A 15,616-nucleotide genomic window follows, 5' to 3' on the forward strand; every position below is an offset into this window, starting at 1 on the left:
ACAAAAACATCAAAAACTGTGGTCAGCAGGTACCATGCGCGAGCAGCGCCACATCCATGCCCTTCCTGAATAGCTCGTTGTATGCCCTGCAGGCATCAGGAGTCTTAAGCACCATTACCCTTGCCACACCGTTGTCATTCAGGTAGTCTATGACTGAATCAGGCACCTCAAGGGCACCTTCGGCACCGTTCCCGATTATGAGGATATCACAGCCACTCTCAAGCACCCTCTCCACCATGGATTCGGTAAGGACATGACCCTGCCTCTCCTTCCAGCGCCGTACAACCCCTGCTGTTATCATTATGTCCTTGCCCTTGCCCTTCCTGTCATCTCCGCTTCCCGAATGCTCCTCGCCATTTATAACGAAACTGCCCCAAAGGTATTTCTCGATTGGTCCCCTGGGATCGTCAAACATCATTCTCCCTCCCGTTTCTTGGGCCAGATGGGATAGTATTCAAGCTTCCTCGCATGGATCTTAAGGAACTCCTCATCATCATCCGACATGGGGTATTTCCTCAGGTCATCGATCCTCTCGAGCATGAATTTGAAATGGTCAATGTCACCTGGAGGGATCAGCGTATGCACACCCTTTTGTAAGGCATACTTCATGGCAAGCCTTCCAAGCCTCTCCTCATCCCAGATGGTCTTCACCCATGACTTCGGGAAGTCCTTGGTCTCATCCTCCAGATATCTCCTCTTTGCAAGGCTCTTGTCCCTATGAAGCCCTTGTAGGTCTCCTTCACCGCTTCGGAAATGCGGTCTCCCCATCCAGTGTTGATCCCCATCGCCCAGTTCATCGGGAACATGACCGTGTTGAAGTCATACATCCCGATAGCCTTGAGGGCAACCTCCTCGCTGTGGGCTGAGAAGCCGATGTTCCTGATAAGACCGTCGCGCTTAGCTATAAGAAGGGCTTCCATAGCCCCTCCAGGTCCGAACGCCTCCTCCAGGTCCTCCATCTTCGAAAGCGCATGGAGCTGATATACGTCGAACCAGTCGGTCTTAAGGGTCTTGAGCGATGAAAGGAGCTCCTCCTGGGCACCCTCATAGTCCCGCCTCATGGTCTTGCAGGCAAGGAACACATCCTTCCTGTAGGGCTTGAGCGCAGGTCCCATCCGATCCTGAGCGATCCCGTAGGATGGAGCCACATCAAAATAGTTGACCTCGCTGTCTATCGCAAAGCTGACATACTCATTCGCCTTCTCCTGCGTCTCGGCATCTACGATTATTCCTCCGAATGTTACAGGGCTGACCATCAGTCCTGTCCTTCCCAGCTTTTCCCTTTCCATTGCATAGACCTCCAATCATATGATCAACATTGATTCACTCTAACCATATTATACTCCCTGACCAGTTGACTTCCTATTATTCTCACCTTGCCGCCTTAATTGATTTGAAGCCCGAGATGACATCATTGATCTCTTCAGTTATGCTGTTCTGCCTTTCCCTCATGTAGTTGAAGCCAAGTTCCTCAAGCTTCTCGTCAATGTTGCTCTCCGCTGAAGTCATTGCTTCAAGCCTGCTTTCACTTTCAGCTGCAAGCGACTGGCAGAAGCATCTGTAGATGGTAATGAAAAAGTACTGCCTGAAAAGGTCCGAAAGCAGCCTGTCCCTGTCCATGAAAAGCTCCGGCAGGCTCCTTGAGCTCCATTTAGTTCCTCTCCCTTCAGGAACTGCCATATCAATCGGGTAAAGCCTTTCGGAGGTCTCCACATAGCCGCCCCCTTCCAAAGGGCGGTTATAGTGAAGATATATTTCGCTTGTCTTGCCATCCTTCCTCAGCTCCTCTATAAGCATGAGAAGCCTCTGCACCTGGAGCGTTATGCCATCAACCGTCTGGGGCATACTGATGTTGCCTGCTGACTTCATTTCATGCTCAAGGTATGATTCTGCCTGCTGACCAGCAGTTATTACCTTCGGTCCTTTATTGACCATACCTTGCTTTAGGAAATGCGACACTATCCTTTCGTTGAACCTTCCTACAAGCCCAAGTTCGGACCCGAATACAACATGTATGGTGTCACCGCCATCAGCGCTCCAGGCTCCAGGCCTTTCATCCTCGAAGGAGAGTATAAGGTCAAGGACCATGTCAAGGACAGCCCTGTACTCCACCGAAGCCTTTTCAGCATTCTTGAACTGCATGATGCTTGCTGAGGCGTGGGCTTTCATTGTTGTTATTATTGATTTAAGGCTCTCCACTGATTCAATGCTTCTTGCCAGTGTCCTCAGGTTCTGCATCTTCCCTAAAACTCCTTCCCAAGGGCATCCCTTGCCTTCTCAAGGAAATAAAGCTCAATGTCCTCACTTACCTTCTCACCCATGAGTATTGGCTCCCTGAACTCCTTGTGTTCCCTGACTGTATTCATCACGATCTCCTCCGCTCTGGAGATGTCTTCCAGCGGAACTGTATCAAACAGCCCCCTGGTAACTGCAAGAAGGACCCCGATCTGCTCTGTCACCTCCATGGGCGAGAATTGCTTCTGGTTAAGTACCTTCCTTATCCTTTTACCTCTTTCCAGCACCTTCCTTGTGGATTCATCTATTCCTGTACCGAACCTTGAGAATACCTCCAGCTCCTCGTACTGCGAGTAAGACAGCTTAAGGCTGCTGGTTATCGCCCTGTATGCAGGAAGCTGTGTCTTTCCTCCGACCCTCGACACTGAGACCCCGATCATCACAGCCGGCAGATTCCCCTTCTGGAAAAGCTTTGGTGAAAGATAAACCTGTCCGTCGGTTATTGAAATCAGGTTTGTAGGTATGTAGGCAGATATGTTCTCAGCCTGTGTCTCCACTATAGGAAGCGCCGTGATGCTTCCCCCTCCATATTCCTCCCTGAGGTGTGTGGCTCTCTCCAGGAGCCTCGAGTGGATGTAGAATATGTCCCCTGGGTATGCCTCCCTTCCAGGAGTCCTTTCCAGAAGAAGTGAAAGCTCCCTGTACGCCCTTGCATGCTTCGTAAGGTCATCGTATATTATAAGAACATCCTTCCCCAGAGACATGAAGTACTCGGCAAGTGAGGTTGCGGCATAAGGCGCAATGTACGCCACTCCCGGCGGATCCTCTGTTCCCGCCACCATGACTACTGTATGCTCCATTGCCCCATAAAGCTTAAGGGTGGACACCATCTTCGTGACTGAGGAAATCTGCTGTCCAATTGCACAGTATATGCAGATGACATCCTTGCCCTTCTGGTTGATGACCGTATCAACTGCAATGGCAGTCTTGCCAGTCTGCCTGTCGCCAAGTATGAGCTCCCTTTGCCCCTTGCCAATGGGCACGACAGCATCTATGACCTTTATTCCCGTCTGGATGGGACTTGATACCGGTGACCTTGACATGATGGGAGGTGCCTCCCTCTCAATTGGAAGCCTCTTATCCCATTTGATCTCACCCTTGTCATCCAGAGGTTCCCCAAGCGGGCTCACCACACGGCCGATGAAGTCCATGGATACCGGGATGTCAACAACCGAGAACGTCCGCCTCACCTGCTGTCCTGCTGCAATGCCCCTGAAGTCCCCGAGCAGCATTATACCCGCTGACTTCCTGTCGAGATTGAACGCAATTCCCTTAAGTCCTTCGTCGAAGCTTACCAGCTCCTGGTTCTGGAGCAACCTGAGGCCTCTGACTATGGCATATCCCCTGTCAGCTGAAACTACAGTCCCTACCTCCTCGACGGATGCCATCGAAAGTCCTTCAGCCATTGCGTAATCCACCGCATTATCCACTGCTGCGATCCCTTCCCTAAGCATTCAGAGCACCCCCCTCATCCCTTGCGGGGTCCGATGGCCTTCATGACCTTATCAAGTGACTCCTCGAGGTATCTTCTCATGCTCACCTCTACAAGCCTTGTCTCAAGCCTTAGAAGGTAACCTTCACCAAGCGTACTGTCAACTGAGAAGACAGGTTCTTTATCCATCCCAAGCCTTTCTGCCAAAGCTCCCCTTATTGCGTCCTTTACACCTTCATCGATTTCCCTGGCTGATTTGATAAGGGGTCTCAGTTCAACACCTGATAAGTCCCCCTCCTCCGGTTCCAGCTCCCTGATCCTCTTCAGGAAGGTATCCAAAGCCTTCATCGACAGGTCTTCCCCTGAGACCTCTTTGAGTATTCCGCCTGCTATTAGGTTTGCGTTCCTTGCAAGGCTGGCCCTCAGGTCTTCAGACAGCCTCTCCTTTTCAGATTCCACTTCATCAAGGAAGCTCCTTCTCTTCTTCAGAGCCTCCTCCCTGAAGCCTTCTACCAGTTCCTCTTTCCGTGCTTCGGCCTCTTCATTGGCCTTATCGAGTATGAGCCTTTTCTCCTCGTCTATCCCAGCCATCCTTTTTCTGTAGGATCCTATGAGTTCCTTTGCTTCCATCTCCATCCTCTCTGCCTCGTCAAGCCTCATGGTTATCTCCTCCTGCCTTTTCCTCATTGTCTCTGTTACAGGCTTATAAAGAAGCCTGTTCATCAGGTACATGAGTATGAGGAAGTTGAAGATCTGGGCGATTATCTCGAACGGACTTATATTCATGGTGATATCACCCAGCTCCAGAACGGGTTGGCGAACAGGAGTATCATTGTGACGACAAAGCAGTATATGGCTGTTGATTCTATCATGGCCAGGCCTACGAAAAGGGTCCTGGATATGGTGTTTGCCTCGTCAGGCTGCTGTGCAATGGACCTCAGAGCCTGCGACACCGCATTACCCTCACCAATGGCGGGCGCTATGGACCCGATTGCCATGGTGATTCCTGCAGTCACTATCGATGCTATGCCTATGGCGCTTTGTGCATCCATCTTATTTCCTCCTTTCATTGTCGTCACCGTCGTCCGTATCTCTCTTTGGCACCTGTGCAGCAGATGAGATGTATACTATGGCAAGGATCGCAAAGATATAGGCCTGTATGACCCCTGTCAGCAGCCCAAGGACCTGCATGACCACAGGGAATACCAGAGGTACTATGGTGAGGAGAATGGCTGCGATCATGCTTGAACTCATCACATTTCCATAAAGCCTCACAGCCAGCGAAACTGTCCTTGAAATCTCACCGATGATGTTGAAAGGCAGCATCAGCGGAGTAGGCTTCAGGTATGATCTAAGGTGCTCCCTTATCCCCTTGCTCCTTATCCCGAAAAATGGGACTGAAAGGAACACGCAGATCGAAAGCGCAATCGTAGTATTCAGGGATCCCGTAGGCGGCCTGAAGCCAGGTACGACTGACAGCAGGTTGGAAAACAGGATGAACAGGAAAAGGGTCCCTACGAATGGGATGAACCTCCTGGAGTCCTGCCTTGATATCTCCCTTATCTGGCTTTCCATGGTTTCCATGAGTGCTTCAAGCATTGTCTGACTCCCTGTAACTTTCCTGCCAGCTGAAAGTCTCCTCATCAGCAAATAGGAGGCCAGTGAAAGGATCGCCATCGTTATCCATGTGTATACCAAAGTGGCTGTGACCCTTAAAATTCCCCATTCGAAATAAACGGTCTGTCCCGGATCGACGTTCATGTCCACTCACCTCCTCTCATACCTTCTCCTCCCTTACCAGCCGTATGAGGATGAACCTTGAGACCATTACACCGGCCAGAGTCCCTACGATGCGCCTCCAGTCCCCCTGTGACAGGTAGTATATGCCTGAAAGCAGCACCGCCATCCTCACAATGAGGCTGATCATCATAAGTACAGCAGGATTCCCGGACCTTTCAAGCCTTGTAACAGTAAGGTAGAGCCCTCCGAAGAACAGGCCTCCAAGAACAACTCCCGCGATAAATCCGATCAAGGCATCCATCCCTCAGTCCCCCTTCCTCTTCTCATTAACCCAGCGCCAGGCATTTATGCAGCCTGCTGTCATTCCCACGACAAGCATGGTGATCGTCCATGAGACTGTTGACTCGTATCTTCTGTCCAGCCAGCTTCCTATTGCTATTCCTATCAGCGCCGGTATGGCCACTGTCCAGCCGACCATCCCGAAAACACCTATGTTCGACATTATTTCCCTGCCTTCCCTCTTTGACCTGATCTTCTTTTTCGAATCCGTTTCCACCTGTTCCTTCAGCTTGTCCTCAGGCGACTTATCCTTATCCATGCTGCCTCCCTTCATCCAAGGTCCATGAAGCTCTTGAGCGTTTCTGTCTCCAGCTTCACAAGCACTTCCTTCAGCTGCTGTTCCTTCTCCTCAGTTTCCCTGAAGCTCCTGTCCACGGATTCGAGAAGAGTCTCAAGGGATTCCCCCCTCATTGCCCGCAGGCAGGTCACTATGACCAGGTCATCCTGCTTCACAAGGAACCCCTCATCAATAGCCATGTGCTCCTCACCATCTTCACCAAGCACCGTAAGGACCCCCTGCCGAAGGCTCCAGGAACTTGAGACATGTCTCGGAAGCACCTGGAAGAACCCTTCCGTCCCGGGTGCGGTGATCTTAAGGGCCTCCCTTTCAAGGACCATGCCGTTCGGCACTATTACCCTGATCCTCATGTCATCCTTCCCTTTCAAGCCTTTTGGCATCAGCTTCTCCGACCCTTCCTATCATGTACAGGTCGCTTTCAGCATGCTCCATGTACTCGTCATTAAGTATCCTCTCGCAGCCCTCCAGAGCTTCCTCAAGGTCTACCAGCTTTCCCTTCATTCCTGTAAAGTGCTCTGTCGTAAAAAACGGCTGAGTAAGGAAACGTTCAAGCCTTCGTGCCCTGTACACCACATCCCTGTCTTCCCTTGACAGCTCCTCTATGCCAAGTATTGCAATGATGTCCTTAAGCTCCTCATATGTCGCCAGGTTCTTCCTGATCCCCGAGGCTATCCTGTAGTGCCTTTCCCCAACGATTGCAGGATTCAGCATCTTGGATGAGGATGCAAGCGGATCGATTGCAGGATAGAGACCCTCCGATGCCCTTTTTCTAGATAGCACCACGGATGATGAGAGATGTGAGAACGTATGTGTGGCTGAAGGGTCCGTGAAGTCATCCGCAGGAACATACACAGCCTGAATGGAAGTTATTGAGCCTGTCCTGGTGCTGGATATCCTCTCTTCAAGCTCTGAAAGCTCACTTGCCAGCGTAGGCTGGTACCCCACCCTCGACGGCATCTTTCCCAGAAGTCCCGAAAGCTCGGAACCTGCCTGGATGAACCTGAATATGTTGTCAATGAGGAGGAGGACATCCTTCTTATCCACATCCCGGAAATGCTCAGCCATGGTAAGAGCCGCATGTCCCACCCTGAACCTAGCTCCCGGCGGTTCGTTCATCTGCGCGAAGACCATCGCCACATTCCCAAGTACTCCGGCGTCCCTTATCTCCCTGTACAGCTCCTCTGCCTCCCTTGAACGTTCCCCTATCCCGCAGAATATGCTGTAGCCCTTTAGCTTGTGTGCCATGTTGTTGATAAGTTCAGTGATGAGGACCGACTTCCCGACTCCGGCACCTCCGAACAATCCTGCCTTCTCACCCTTTGCAAGCGGAGCGAGTACGTCAATCGCCTTTATTCCTGTCTGGAATATCTCATCTGATGATATTCTCCTGGAAAATGGAAGGGGCCTCTGGTATATCTCCCTGTATTCCACACCTTCAGTTGCACCACTCTCTGCTTCACCGTCCAGACGGTTGCCGAACACATCGAACATCTTTCCGAGCACCCAGGTCCCCACAGGCGCTGTTATCGGCTTTCCTGTATCAATCACCTCGTCCCCTCTGGCTATTCCGGCAGTGAAGGTAAGGGCAACGGCCTTCACTGTCTTCTCATCCATGAAGGAGTTCACCTCCAGGATCACCTTGCTGTCCCTTCCTGTAAGCAGCATGCTGTTTACCGAAGGAAGCCTGTCTTCGAAGACCGCTTCGATAACGCTTCCTCTTACGGCTGCTATCTTACCCACATTTCTATCATCCATATCTGTCACCTTTACTCCTCATAAGCTCAAGGTATCCAAACTCAAATATTTATATTTCACCTACAGTATATCCATATTTTAAAAACCGACTATTTCCTCGGTGTGAATGTTCTGCGAACTGTCCAAATCCTCATCTGCAAGTTTCCCCTCTTTTTCAGTTAAAGGGAGATTTCCCTATGAATAATGACCGGAGGGCAGCAACATGACATCTAAGGATTATTGAGCGCAAACATGGCCTGAAATGTGGTCATAATCCTCAAACTCCAAAAAAAGAACCAGGGAAGTCACAAGACACTTCCCTGGTTGCCGAAATTTTGGATCAGATCATCCTAGCCGCATCGTATGCATCCCATACGGCCTTCATCACATTTTCAGGCTTCACGGCATCCCCTATGAGATGGACGTTGTCTGCCCTGACCTCCTCATACAGGCTGTTGTCGCTGACGTATCCGACTGAAACAATGACGTGGTCCGCCTTGACCTGTGAAGGCACAGGCATCCCTCCCGGTCCTGCCGCAAACATAAGCTTCGCCCTGTTGTTGATGTTAGGATAGTTCTTCACTGTCGTGACCAAATCAGCGACACCGTTCTCGTACTTTGTCACGACAGTTGACTTCATCACGTTCACCTTGTAATAGTCTATCATCTCCATCAGCATGTTGTAGTTGGCGGCTGAAAGCCCGAAGGAATTGAGTATGGTGTCTGTCGCCTCAACTACAGTGACTCTTTTACCTTTCTTTCCAAGGTCGCAGGCTATCTCAATTCCGGTCAGTCCTCCGCCCACTATAAGTATATTCTCCCCATCAACGTTTCCGTTCATCAGCGTATCTATCGTATATGTGACGTTCTTCTGGTCGAAGCCTGGAGTCGCTAGCTTCTTCTCCACGGCCCCGGTGGCTACGAAGATCTCATCATAACCTGAAGCTTTAATGAGATCCTTGTCAGCATATGAATTTAGGTGGACATTGACACCGGTATCCTTCACCTGCTTCTCGTACCATGTGAGAAGCCTCCTGTCATCCTCCTTGTAGTCAAATGCCGATGCAGGTATGAACTGACCTCCAAGCCTTCCTGTCTTCTCATACAGGTCTACGGAGTGGCCTCTCAACGCACATACCCTTGCTGCCTCCATGCCTCCGATTCCGCCTCCGACAACAAGGACCTTCTTCACCTTGTCAGCCTTTCCTATGCCGTAGGTAAGCTCCCTTCCGCAGGCTGGATTCACCGCGCAGGAGATGTCCTTCATCTGGAAGATCCTAGACAGGCAGCCGTTATGGCAGCCAATGCATGGCCGGATGTCAGATTCCTCTCCTGCCATGAACTTGTCAGCCATGTAAGGGTCGGCAAGAAGCGGTCTTCCCATCCCCATCATATCTATTCCGCCCTCTGCTATCTCCCTGTCGGCAAGAGCCGGGTCATCGAACTTTCCTGCACATATGACAGGAATCGAGACATGCTTCCTCAGGAACTTCACGTCCTCAAGGTTGCAGGCCTTTGGCATGTAGACTGGCGGATGAGGCCAGTACCAGCTGTCGTAGGAGCCGTTGTCGCAGTTCAGCGCATCATACCCTGCTTCAGCAAGCATGTTGGCTACCACTATGCTCTCCTCGTAGTCCCTTCCGAACTCAGTGAACTTCTCTCCCGGCAGGGCTCCCCTGTTGAAGCCCTTCATGTAGCTCTTTACGCTGTACCTGACAGTAACCGGGAAATCGCTCCCGCATTTGGCCTTTATAGCCTGTACGATCTCTGTAGGGAACCTAAGCCTGTTCTCAAGGCTTCCGCCGTACTCGTCAGTCCTGTGGTTTGTGTTCTCCATGGTGAACTGGTCCAGCAGATACCCTTCATGTACCGCGTGGACCTCCACTCCATCTATTCCCGCCATCTTGTTTGCAAGTGCTGCATTAGCGAACATCTCGATATAGTCCTTTATTTCAGCTGCAGTCATCTCCCTGTTGTTGTGTGTAGGGTCCCATACATTCGGCAGCTCGCTCGGAGCAGGGTCAGTGTGGTGCATGCTTGACCGGCCTGAAAGTGCGGTGATCTGGACTATCACCTTCGACCCGTACTTGTGTATGCCGTCAGCAAGGTACTTCTGCTGTTCTATGTACTTGTAGAAGCCTTCGCCCTGGTCTCCTGGTCCATGGCCCTTTGGAAGCCATGCCACCGGAAGCAGCCCTGTTATTATGAGTCCCGTCCCACCCTTTGCGCGTTCGATGTAATAGTCAGCGCCATCCTTCGTATAGGCTCCGTTCGGTCCCATGAGCCTTGGGGAAAAGACCCCCATGGGCATCATGGCTATGCGGTTCTTAACCTCCATGGAGCCGATCTTTACAGGAGAAAACAATGCAGGATACTTTGACATGGTTTCGCCTCTCTTCATGTTATTATTTCCAAACCGATTCGCCGAACCAGTTTGATGAATATACATAAAGTATACCGCTGCATGTAAAGGTATTCAACTCACCTGACAAATATTTATCAATTTTGAGATATTTTACACAAACCATCTCATTTATTTGGATTTACGCATGCCAAAACCTCATTTTGCTCAATCCTTCCTAATATGGAAATCTAAACCAATCCGCTGCATTGCAAATGCTGAAGCCATGGACCGGGGATTATCCAGGGCCATGGCTTCAGGAACCAGATATTCAGGACAGCGTTCTGCGCTATGATGAGGTTTTCTCAGGCGGCAATCTTCAGGCAAACACAACCTGAACCAGGAACATGTACAGCACCGTTCCTCCTGCCATGCTCAGAAGTATGTTCCTCTTCCAGACATGGAGTATGGCTACAAGGGCTGCTGAAACAAGCTCCGGAACGAATGCGCCTGTGCTTGTGAAATCAATCCCCTTCAGGCAGTAGACGACAAGGGTCGCAATTATTGCCGGAGGCAGGATCTTTCCAAGGTAGTCAATCGATTTCGGCATTTCCTTGTGCCTTCCGAAGAGTATGAAGGGCAGAGCCCTTACTGCAATGGTGACTGCGCCTGTAACGGCTATAATAGCCACTGACTCATTGAATCCTATAGTCATCACTTTGCCCCCTCCATCGCATGAATTACCTTCTTCTTTCCCGCCATGAGCATGAACACAGTGGCAATGAGGCTTGGCAGGATGAACCTGTCAGGCCCGACTACCAAAAGGAAGAAGAGTGAGGATATTATCCCTGCTATCGCCGGGAAATGGGACTTGTATCCCATCCACTGCTCGATGAATATGACCGTGAAGAGTGCAGTCATTGAAAAATCTATGCCTGTGAAGTCAAAGGGTATGAGCTGACCCGCAACTGCTCCGAGTACGCTTCCAAAGACCCAGTATGACTGGTTCATCGCTGATATAAGGAATGAAGCCTTCTTCTCATCCACGCCATCCGGCACATCAAGTGCGCACAGAAGTGAATATGTCTCATCAGTAAGTGAGAAGATCATATAGAAGTACTTCCTGCCCATCCTCTTGAACTTTTCAACGAAGGATATCCCATAGAAGATATGCCTGCTGTTGATAAGCAGCGTCATTGCGGCAACTACGCCAAGAGGTGTGCCTTCCCTTAAGAACGAGACCAGCACGAACTGCATGGAGCCTGCATATACGGTGAGGCTTATGAAGAATGCCCAGAGTACCCCATAGCCTGCCTGCTGCAGGAGTATCCCGAATGCCATGCCCAGGAATACATACCCAAGAAGTACAGGCACTGATTGCAGAAACGAATATTTCAAGGTCTTTTCCAAACATATCTCTCCCATCAAAAAAGCTATAGGAATCATTTTACCACAAAATCACCCTTTTTGAACGATGAAACTGCATATTCATGCAATCTCCTGCAAGTCAGGAATCCTTGGCTTTTCAGCTCCAGCCAAAAATATTTCAGCAAATGCTTCCTGATTCAGGCGAATTGCAAAGCCTGTAATGTATAATAGCAATATGCATATGCTTCCAAATTCAGACAAATGAAATCTTCCCATGATGAAAGGACCGGCATGACTACTGATAAGAACCGGGCACTATATGGCCCTGCTGTTTCACAGACCATCATAACCCTGATAGCCTCCTGGCTCATGGCCAGCACAGTTATGAACCTCATTAACTGGAATACGCCCTCCTATTTCTCCCTCGAGAATGCAGGACTTGAGGGCCTTCTTCCATTGCTCCTTTTCTGGATCACCTTTACAGGACTGCTTTTATTGATCGTTAGGAAGGCTTCAGTGCGTGCGAAGGGCATTGATATTGCGGGCCGGCTTCTTTTCATGTCATGGATACTCCTCGCCTTGTCTGCCATGCAGCGATTTGTCTATTTAGTACCCGCCGCTTCATTTCTCCTGGTTAACCTGACGTCGCTCATGCTTGCAAGGGGGATATTCTTCTCAGCCTTAAGGAAAAGGCAGCTTCCGGACATGACGCTTTGCCTATTTGGCCTCCTTATGATAATAATCAATCTTCTTGTCATCCCCTGGGAGGATGCTGTAGCTTCGCTTTTTTCAGGAGCTTCCCTTGATACAGTAATACCTTTCGTTGTCATATGCATCGCCCTTATACTTGCACTTGTCATCATAATTAATGTTAAGTCAGACTCCTTCAATAAAGGTCGCATGGTGACAGTTGTAGCCATTACTGCCATGCTCATCCAGGTCTTCCTTAGCGGACGGATACTTTATGCAAGATTCGAGACGCTGTCGACGCCGACCTACGACTTCAACCTCTTTGCCCAGATGTTCCACAACATGGCTGAAACATTTAAGCCTGTGACCACCCTGGAGCGGAATACCCTGCTATCGCATTTCAGGATCCACCTGTCACCGGTATATTATCTGATGCTGCCGTTCTTCACTCTTATAAGGACTCCGGCAACCCTCAACGTCCTTCAGGCGGTGATAGTCGGTTCCGGTATGGTTCCAATGGTTCTGATAGCCAGGCACTTCAGGCTTGAAGCAGGGGTACAGATGGCTTTCTCAATCATATATCTGTTCAGTGCAGCCCTTATGACATCAGGCTTCTATGACCTTCACGAGAACTGCTTCCTTGTCCCCTTCCTTCTCTTGCTGATCTTAGCCATCGAGAAGAGGAACAGGCCTGGAATGCTCATATTCACCCTCCTGACCCTGTCAGTGAAGGAGGATGCCGCACTCTACGTATGGACCCTCTCTGCCTTCATCATATTCGAAAGGAAAATGGTCAGGGAGGGACTTGCCATGCTCTTCACCTCCGGCGCCTATTTTATCGGTGCTGTCAGGTATCTCAACAGGTTCGGGGAAGGCGCAATGACAGGACGGTTCGAAAAACTTATCGGTGTTCCCGAATGGTCTCTTCTTGCGGTTCCGTATGCGGTAGTTAGAAATCCCGGCTTCATACTGTCAAAGGTCCTTGCAAGGGAAAAGCTTGGCTACATCATCCAGATGTTGTCTCCCCTTGGATTCATGCCGCTGTTCACAAGGAAGCTCAGCCGGTGGGTCCTCATTGTCCCATTCCTTCTCATGAACCTGATGGTGGATTACCAGTACCAGTACGACATGAGGTTCCAGTACAACTACGGCTCATATGTCCTCTTGCTGTACATGGCATTGCTTTTCGTTAAGGACCAGGCGGATGCAGCAGAAGGATCACGAGAAGGAAAAGCAAACAAAGCTTCTGGTTTCTCCCGTATTGCAATCAGCTTCCTTATGGCCACAGCAATCTCCTCAGGCATCCTCGTATCCTCAATTTACCTTGCAGCGTACGAGCACTACCCCAGGATGCTTGAAGCCAATAAAGATACACTGACTTCGATGAAGCATGCAATGGATGAGATCCCTGAAGGAAGCTCCGTCCTAGCGACCTGCTACCTGACAGGATACCTTTCAGACCGTGAAGCAATCTATGACATAGACTATAACCTTGAAGGCAGTACCTATTTCAAAGCTGACTACATAGCCATAGACCTGCGGCCTGCCTACAAGGGTGACCACGAGTCCATTGTACCGATGTTCCTATCTGACGGGTATGAGATCCTTACAATGGAAGAAGATGAGATACTCATTCTAAAACGCTAGAGTCTTCCAGATATCAGGCTTTTTTAGAAGCTTCGATACAAGAGCATAAAATCAGACACCCCCCTGAATCCGGAGCATTACAGGATTCAGGGGGGTGAACAATTTTACTTTTCTACAGGGACTGTCCAGCCTAAAGTGTCTGGAACCTTGCCCCACTGTATTCCGGTAAGCCCGTCATACAGCTTCTGTGTAAGGGTGCCTATCTTTCCGCCGCCGATTTCGAAGGTCTTGTCCTTGTATGTCAGCCAGCCGACAGGAGAAACAACCGCTGCGGTTCCGGTTCCCCAGACCTCTTCCAGTGTGCCGTTTTCAGCAGCTTCAACTATCTCATCAACTGTTATCAGTCTCTCTGTTACATCTATGCCCCAGGTCTTCATGAGCTCGATGCATGACTTCCTTGTTATTCCGGCGAGCACTGAACCGGTAAGGCTTGGTGTAAGGACCTCTCCGTTCACCTTGAACATGATGTTCATGCTTCCGACTTCCTCGATGTACTTCCTCTCGACTCCGTCAAGCCAGAGTACCTGTGAGTAACCCTTGTACTCTGCGAGAAGGCTTGCCCTTAGGGATGCCGCGTAGTTTCCTCCGCACTTTGCGATTCCTGTTCCGCCTCTTACAGCCCTGACATCCTGGCTCTCGATCATGATCTTGATCGGATTCAGTCCTTCCGGATAGTAGCTTCCTACCGGACAGGTTATTATCGAGAAAAGGTAGGACTTCGACGCATGGACACCAAGGCCCACATCCGTCGCTATCATGAACGGCCTGATATAGAGGGATGTCGCTTCTTCCGAAGGGACCCACTCAGCGTCTACTTCCAGGAGCTTCTTGAGTGCTGCAAGGAACATGTCCTCGTCAACTGCAGGCATGACCAGCCTCTCTCCCGATATTGCCATTCTCCTTATGTTCTCAGTTGGTCTGAACAGCTGTACCTTTCCTTCAGAGGTCCTGTACGCCTTCATGCCCTCGAATATCTCCTGACCGTAATGGAATACCATGCACGCCATATCCATCTCGACCGGTCCGTATGGAACTATCCTCGGATCAAACCAGCCCTTGCCTTCCTCATAGTTCATGAGGAACATATGGTCTGAGAAAGACTTCCCGAACTTTACCGTCTTCATGTCGGGCTTAACCCTCTTGTTCTTTGTCAGCTCTACTCTGATATCCTGTACCACTTACAACACCTCGCGTTTTTTCTTGTGTCAGGTGATTTCCACTGTCACCCGCCTTAGTATAATCTCCAATCATTATAACACTATTCTTCGCCTTCTTCACAAACACTCTAAAAATGTAATCGTTTGAATGTAAAAAACAGGCAAAATCTACCTGTTTCCATAGTGCAATATGTGAATCTTTGATGATTTTCAGGGTTATCTGTGCCGTCTGAACCCGTACTCACCCTTCAGCCTTTCAAACATCTCGAAAACCACAGGGCAGACGTCCGCTGAATCCAAAAGGCTCAGCCCTGAAATCGAAAGGAGCTTTGCTGCCTTTTCAATTTCCTTGTTCGTGAAATCAGCCCGGTATTCCTTGCAGCAGTTCCTGCAGTCATATCCTGCGAAAAGTTCCTTGTGGAGCCTAAGGAATCTTCTGTCCAGGTCTTTAGTGTCAGCATGGATCTTTAGATATGTCCTGAACTTATAGTTCTCCTCCAGGGCTTTCCTTGAAGATCTTCTTACTTCTTCAGGTCTGACCATGAAATCACCTACTGAGGTTCGATATGATTCCT

Annotated in this window: 19 protein-coding genes; 1 reads left to right on the plus strand and 18 read right to left on the minus strand. The window is 49.9% G+C overall.

Annotated elements, in window-relative coordinates; translation table 11 throughout:
- Window positions 1-22: 22 nt before the first annotated feature.
- The 16 genes from T472_RS07320 to T472_RS19740 all read right to left on the minus strand — a co-directional run bounded on the left by T472_RS07320 (window position 23) and on the right by T472_RS19740 (window position 11,823).
- Window positions 23-415 (minus strand): Mth938-like domain-containing protein, encoded by a 393-nt coding sequence (locus tag T472_RS07320; RefSeq protein ID WP_023385853.1) that lies wholly within the window; start codon window positions 413-415, stop codon window positions 23-25.
- Window positions 415-651 (minus strand): hypothetical protein, encoded by a 237-nt coding sequence (locus T472_RS19735; RefSeq protein WP_052011778.1) that lies wholly within the window; start codon window positions 649-651, stop codon window positions 415-417. Before T472_RS19735 ends, T472_RS07320 begins: the two co-directional genes overlap by 1 nt.
- A complete protein-coding gene (locus tag T472_RS07330; RefSeq protein ID WP_052011779.1) occupies window positions 648-1,289 on the minus strand; it encodes an aldo/keto reductase in 642 nt (213 codons plus the stop codon). The genes T472_RS19735 and T472_RS07330 overlap by 4 nt, the downstream gene beginning before the upstream one ends.
- 82 nt (window positions 1,290-1,371) lie before the next feature.
- Window positions 1,372-2,238, minus strand: a complete 867-nt coding sequence (locus tag T472_RS07335; RefSeq protein ID WP_023385851.1) for a F0F1 ATP synthase subunit gamma — start codon at window positions 2,236-2,238, stop codon at window positions 1,372-1,374.
- A gap of 5 nt (window positions 2,239-2,243) precedes the next feature.
- Entirely contained in the window at window positions 2,244-3,749 is a 1,506-nt protein-coding gene (locus T472_RS07340; protein ID WP_023385849.1) for a F0F1 ATP synthase subunit alpha, read from the minus strand.
- Between the two features lie 14 nt (window positions 3,750-3,763).
- Window positions 3,764-4,513 (minus strand): F0F1 ATP synthase subunit B family protein, encoded by a 750-nt coding sequence (locus tag T472_RS07345; RefSeq protein ID WP_023385847.1) that lies wholly within the window; start codon window positions 4,511-4,513, stop codon window positions 3,764-3,766.
- Complete coding sequence (locus T472_RS07350) at window positions 4,510-4,779, minus strand: F0F1 ATP synthase subunit C (RefSeq protein WP_023385844.1); 270 nt, start codon at window positions 4,777-4,779, stop codon at window positions 4,510-4,512. The genes T472_RS07345 and T472_RS07350 overlap by 4 nt, the downstream gene beginning before the upstream one ends.
- Window position 4,780: 1 nt before the next feature.
- Window positions 4,781-5,488: a F0F1 ATP synthase subunit A gene (locus tag T472_RS07355; RefSeq protein WP_023385842.1), complete on the minus strand. Its 708-nt coding sequence runs from the start codon at window positions 5,486-5,488 to the stop codon at window positions 4,781-4,783.
- A gap of 16 nt (window positions 5,489-5,504) precedes the next feature.
- Window positions 5,505-5,768 carry an ATP synthase subunit I gene (locus T472_RS07360; RefSeq protein ID WP_023385840.1) on the minus strand — a complete coding sequence of 88 codons (264 nt, stop codon included), beginning with the start codon at window positions 5,766-5,768 and terminating at the stop codon, window positions 5,505-5,507.
- Between the two features lie 3 nt (window positions 5,769-5,771).
- A complete protein-coding gene (locus tag T472_RS07365; RefSeq protein WP_152975134.1) occupies window positions 5,772-6,065 on the minus strand; it encodes an AtpZ/AtpI family protein in 294 nt (97 codons plus the stop codon).
- Window positions 6,066-6,076: 11 nt separating this feature from the next.
- On the minus strand, window positions 6,077-6,484 hold the full coding sequence (locus T472_RS07370; protein ID WP_023385835.1) for a F0F1 ATP synthase subunit epsilon: 408 nt from the start codon (window positions 6,482-6,484) through the stop codon (window positions 6,077-6,079).
- Complete coding sequence (atpD, locus tag T472_RS07375) at window positions 6,456-7,859, minus strand: F0F1 ATP synthase subunit beta (RefSeq protein ID WP_023385833.1); 1,404 nt, start codon at window positions 7,857-7,859, stop codon at window positions 6,456-6,458. The genes T472_RS07370 and atpD overlap by 29 nt, the downstream gene beginning before the upstream one ends.
- 319 nt (window positions 7,860-8,178) lie before the next feature.
- Window positions 8,179-10,239 (minus strand): oxidoreductase, encoded by a 2,061-nt coding sequence (locus T472_RS07380; RefSeq protein ID WP_023863484.1) that lies wholly within the window; start codon window positions 10,237-10,239, stop codon window positions 8,179-8,181.
- A 319-nt stretch (window positions 10,240-10,558) separates the two neighbouring features.
- Window positions 10,559-10,894: a branched-chain amino acid transporter permease gene (locus T472_RS07385; protein ID WP_023387190.1), complete on the minus strand. Its 336-nt coding sequence runs from the start codon at window positions 10,892-10,894 to the stop codon at window positions 10,559-10,561.
- Window positions 10,894-11,589 (minus strand): AzlC family ABC transporter permease, encoded by a 696-nt coding sequence (locus tag T472_RS07390; RefSeq protein WP_023863485.1) that lies wholly within the window; start codon window positions 11,587-11,589, stop codon window positions 10,894-10,896. Before T472_RS07390 ends, T472_RS07385 begins: the two co-directional genes overlap by 1 nt.
- A gap of 78 nt (window positions 11,590-11,667) precedes the next feature.
- Entirely contained in the window at window positions 11,668-11,823 is a 156-nt protein-coding gene (locus T472_RS19740; RefSeq protein ID WP_207643960.1) for a hypothetical protein, read from the minus strand.
- Window positions 11,824-11,838: 15 nt separating this feature from the next.
- Between T472_RS19740 and T472_RS07395 the strand changes: the two genes are divergently transcribed.
- Window positions 11,839-13,884, plus strand: a complete 2,046-nt coding sequence (locus T472_RS07395; protein WP_023387193.1) for a DUF2079 domain-containing protein — start codon at window positions 11,839-11,841, stop codon at window positions 13,882-13,884.
- A gap of 104 nt (window positions 13,885-13,988) precedes the next feature.
- Here T472_RS07395 and T472_RS07400 read toward each other — a convergent pair whose 3' ends face one another.
- Both T472_RS07400 and T472_RS07405 read right to left on the minus strand, forming a co-directional pair.
- Window positions 13,989-15,062 carry a branched-chain amino acid aminotransferase gene (locus T472_RS07400; protein ID WP_023387194.1) on the minus strand — a complete coding sequence of 358 codons (1,074 nt, stop codon included), beginning with the start codon at window positions 15,060-15,062 and terminating at the stop codon, window positions 13,989-13,991.
- Between the two features lie 195 nt (window positions 15,063-15,257).
- Window positions 15,258-15,584 (minus strand): hypothetical protein, encoded by a 327-nt coding sequence (locus tag T472_RS07405; protein WP_082447612.1) that lies wholly within the window; start codon window positions 15,582-15,584, stop codon window positions 15,258-15,260.
- Between the last annotated feature and the right edge of the window lie 32 nt (window positions 15,585-15,616).

This window comes from Youngiibacter fragilis 232.1 (genome assembly GCF_000495435.3).
Classification (GTDB): Bacteria; Bacillota; Clostridia; order Clostridiales; family Clostridiaceae; genus Youngiibacter; species Youngiibacter fragilis.

Coding starts and splice junctions, on each gene's coding strand:
- T472_RS07320 (WP_023385853.1), bottom strand. CDS start 415: ATGTTTGACGATCCCAGGGGACCAATCGAGAAATACCTTTGGGGCAGT.
- T472_RS07330 (WP_052011779.1), bottom strand. CDS start 1,289: ATGGAAAGGGAAAAGCTGGGAAGGACAGGACTGATGGTCAGCCCTGTA.
- T472_RS07335 (WP_023385851.1), bottom strand. CDS start 2,238: ATGCAGAACCTGAGGACACTGGCAAGAAGCATTGAATCAGTGGAGAGC.
- T472_RS07340 (WP_023385849.1), bottom strand. CDS start 3,749: ATGCTTAGGGAAGGGATCGCAGCAGTGGATAATGCGGTGGATTACGCA.
- T472_RS07345 (WP_023385847.1), bottom strand. CDS start 4,513: ATGAATATAAGTCCGTTCGAGATAATCGCCCAGATCTTCAACTTCCTC.
- T472_RS07350 (WP_023385844.1), bottom strand. CDS start 4,779: ATGGATGCACAAAGCGCCATAGGCATAGCATCGATAGTGACTGCAGGA.
- T472_RS07355 (WP_023385842.1), bottom strand. CDS start 5,488: ATGAACGTCGATCCGGGACAGACCGTTTATTTCGAATGGGGAATTTTA.
- T472_RS07360 (WP_023385840.1), bottom strand. CDS start 5,768: ATGGATGCCTTGATCGGATTTATCGCGGGAGTTGTTCTTGGAGGCCTG.
- T472_RS07365 (WP_152975134.1), bottom strand. CDS start 6,065: ATGGATAAGGATAAGTCGCCTGAGGACAAGCTGAAGGAACAGGTGGAA.
- T472_RS07370 (WP_023385835.1), bottom strand. CDS start 6,484: ATGCCAAAAGGCTTGAAAGGGAAGGATGACATGAGGATCAGGGTAATA.
- atpD (WP_023385833.1), bottom strand. CDS start 7,859: ATGGATGATAGAAATGTGGGTAAGATAGCAGCCGTAAGAGGAAGCGTT.
- T472_RS07380 (WP_023863484.1), bottom strand. CDS start 10,239: ATGAAGAGAGGCGAAACCATGTCAAAGTATCCTGCATTGTTTTCTCCT.
- T472_RS07385 (WP_023387190.1), bottom strand. CDS start 10,894: ATGACTATAGGATTCAATGAGTCAGTGGCTATTATAGCCGTTACAGGC.
- T472_RS19740 (WP_207643960.1), bottom strand. CDS start 11,823: ATGGGAAGATTTCATTTGTCTGAATTTGGAAGCATATGCATATTGCTA.
- T472_RS07395 (WP_023387193.1), top strand. CDS start 11,839: ATGACTACTGATAAGAACCGGGCACTATATGGCCCTGCTGTTTCACAG.
- T472_RS07405 (WP_082447612.1), bottom strand. CDS start 15,584: ATGGTCAGACCTGAAGAAGTAAGAAGATCTTCAAGGAAAGCCCTGGAG.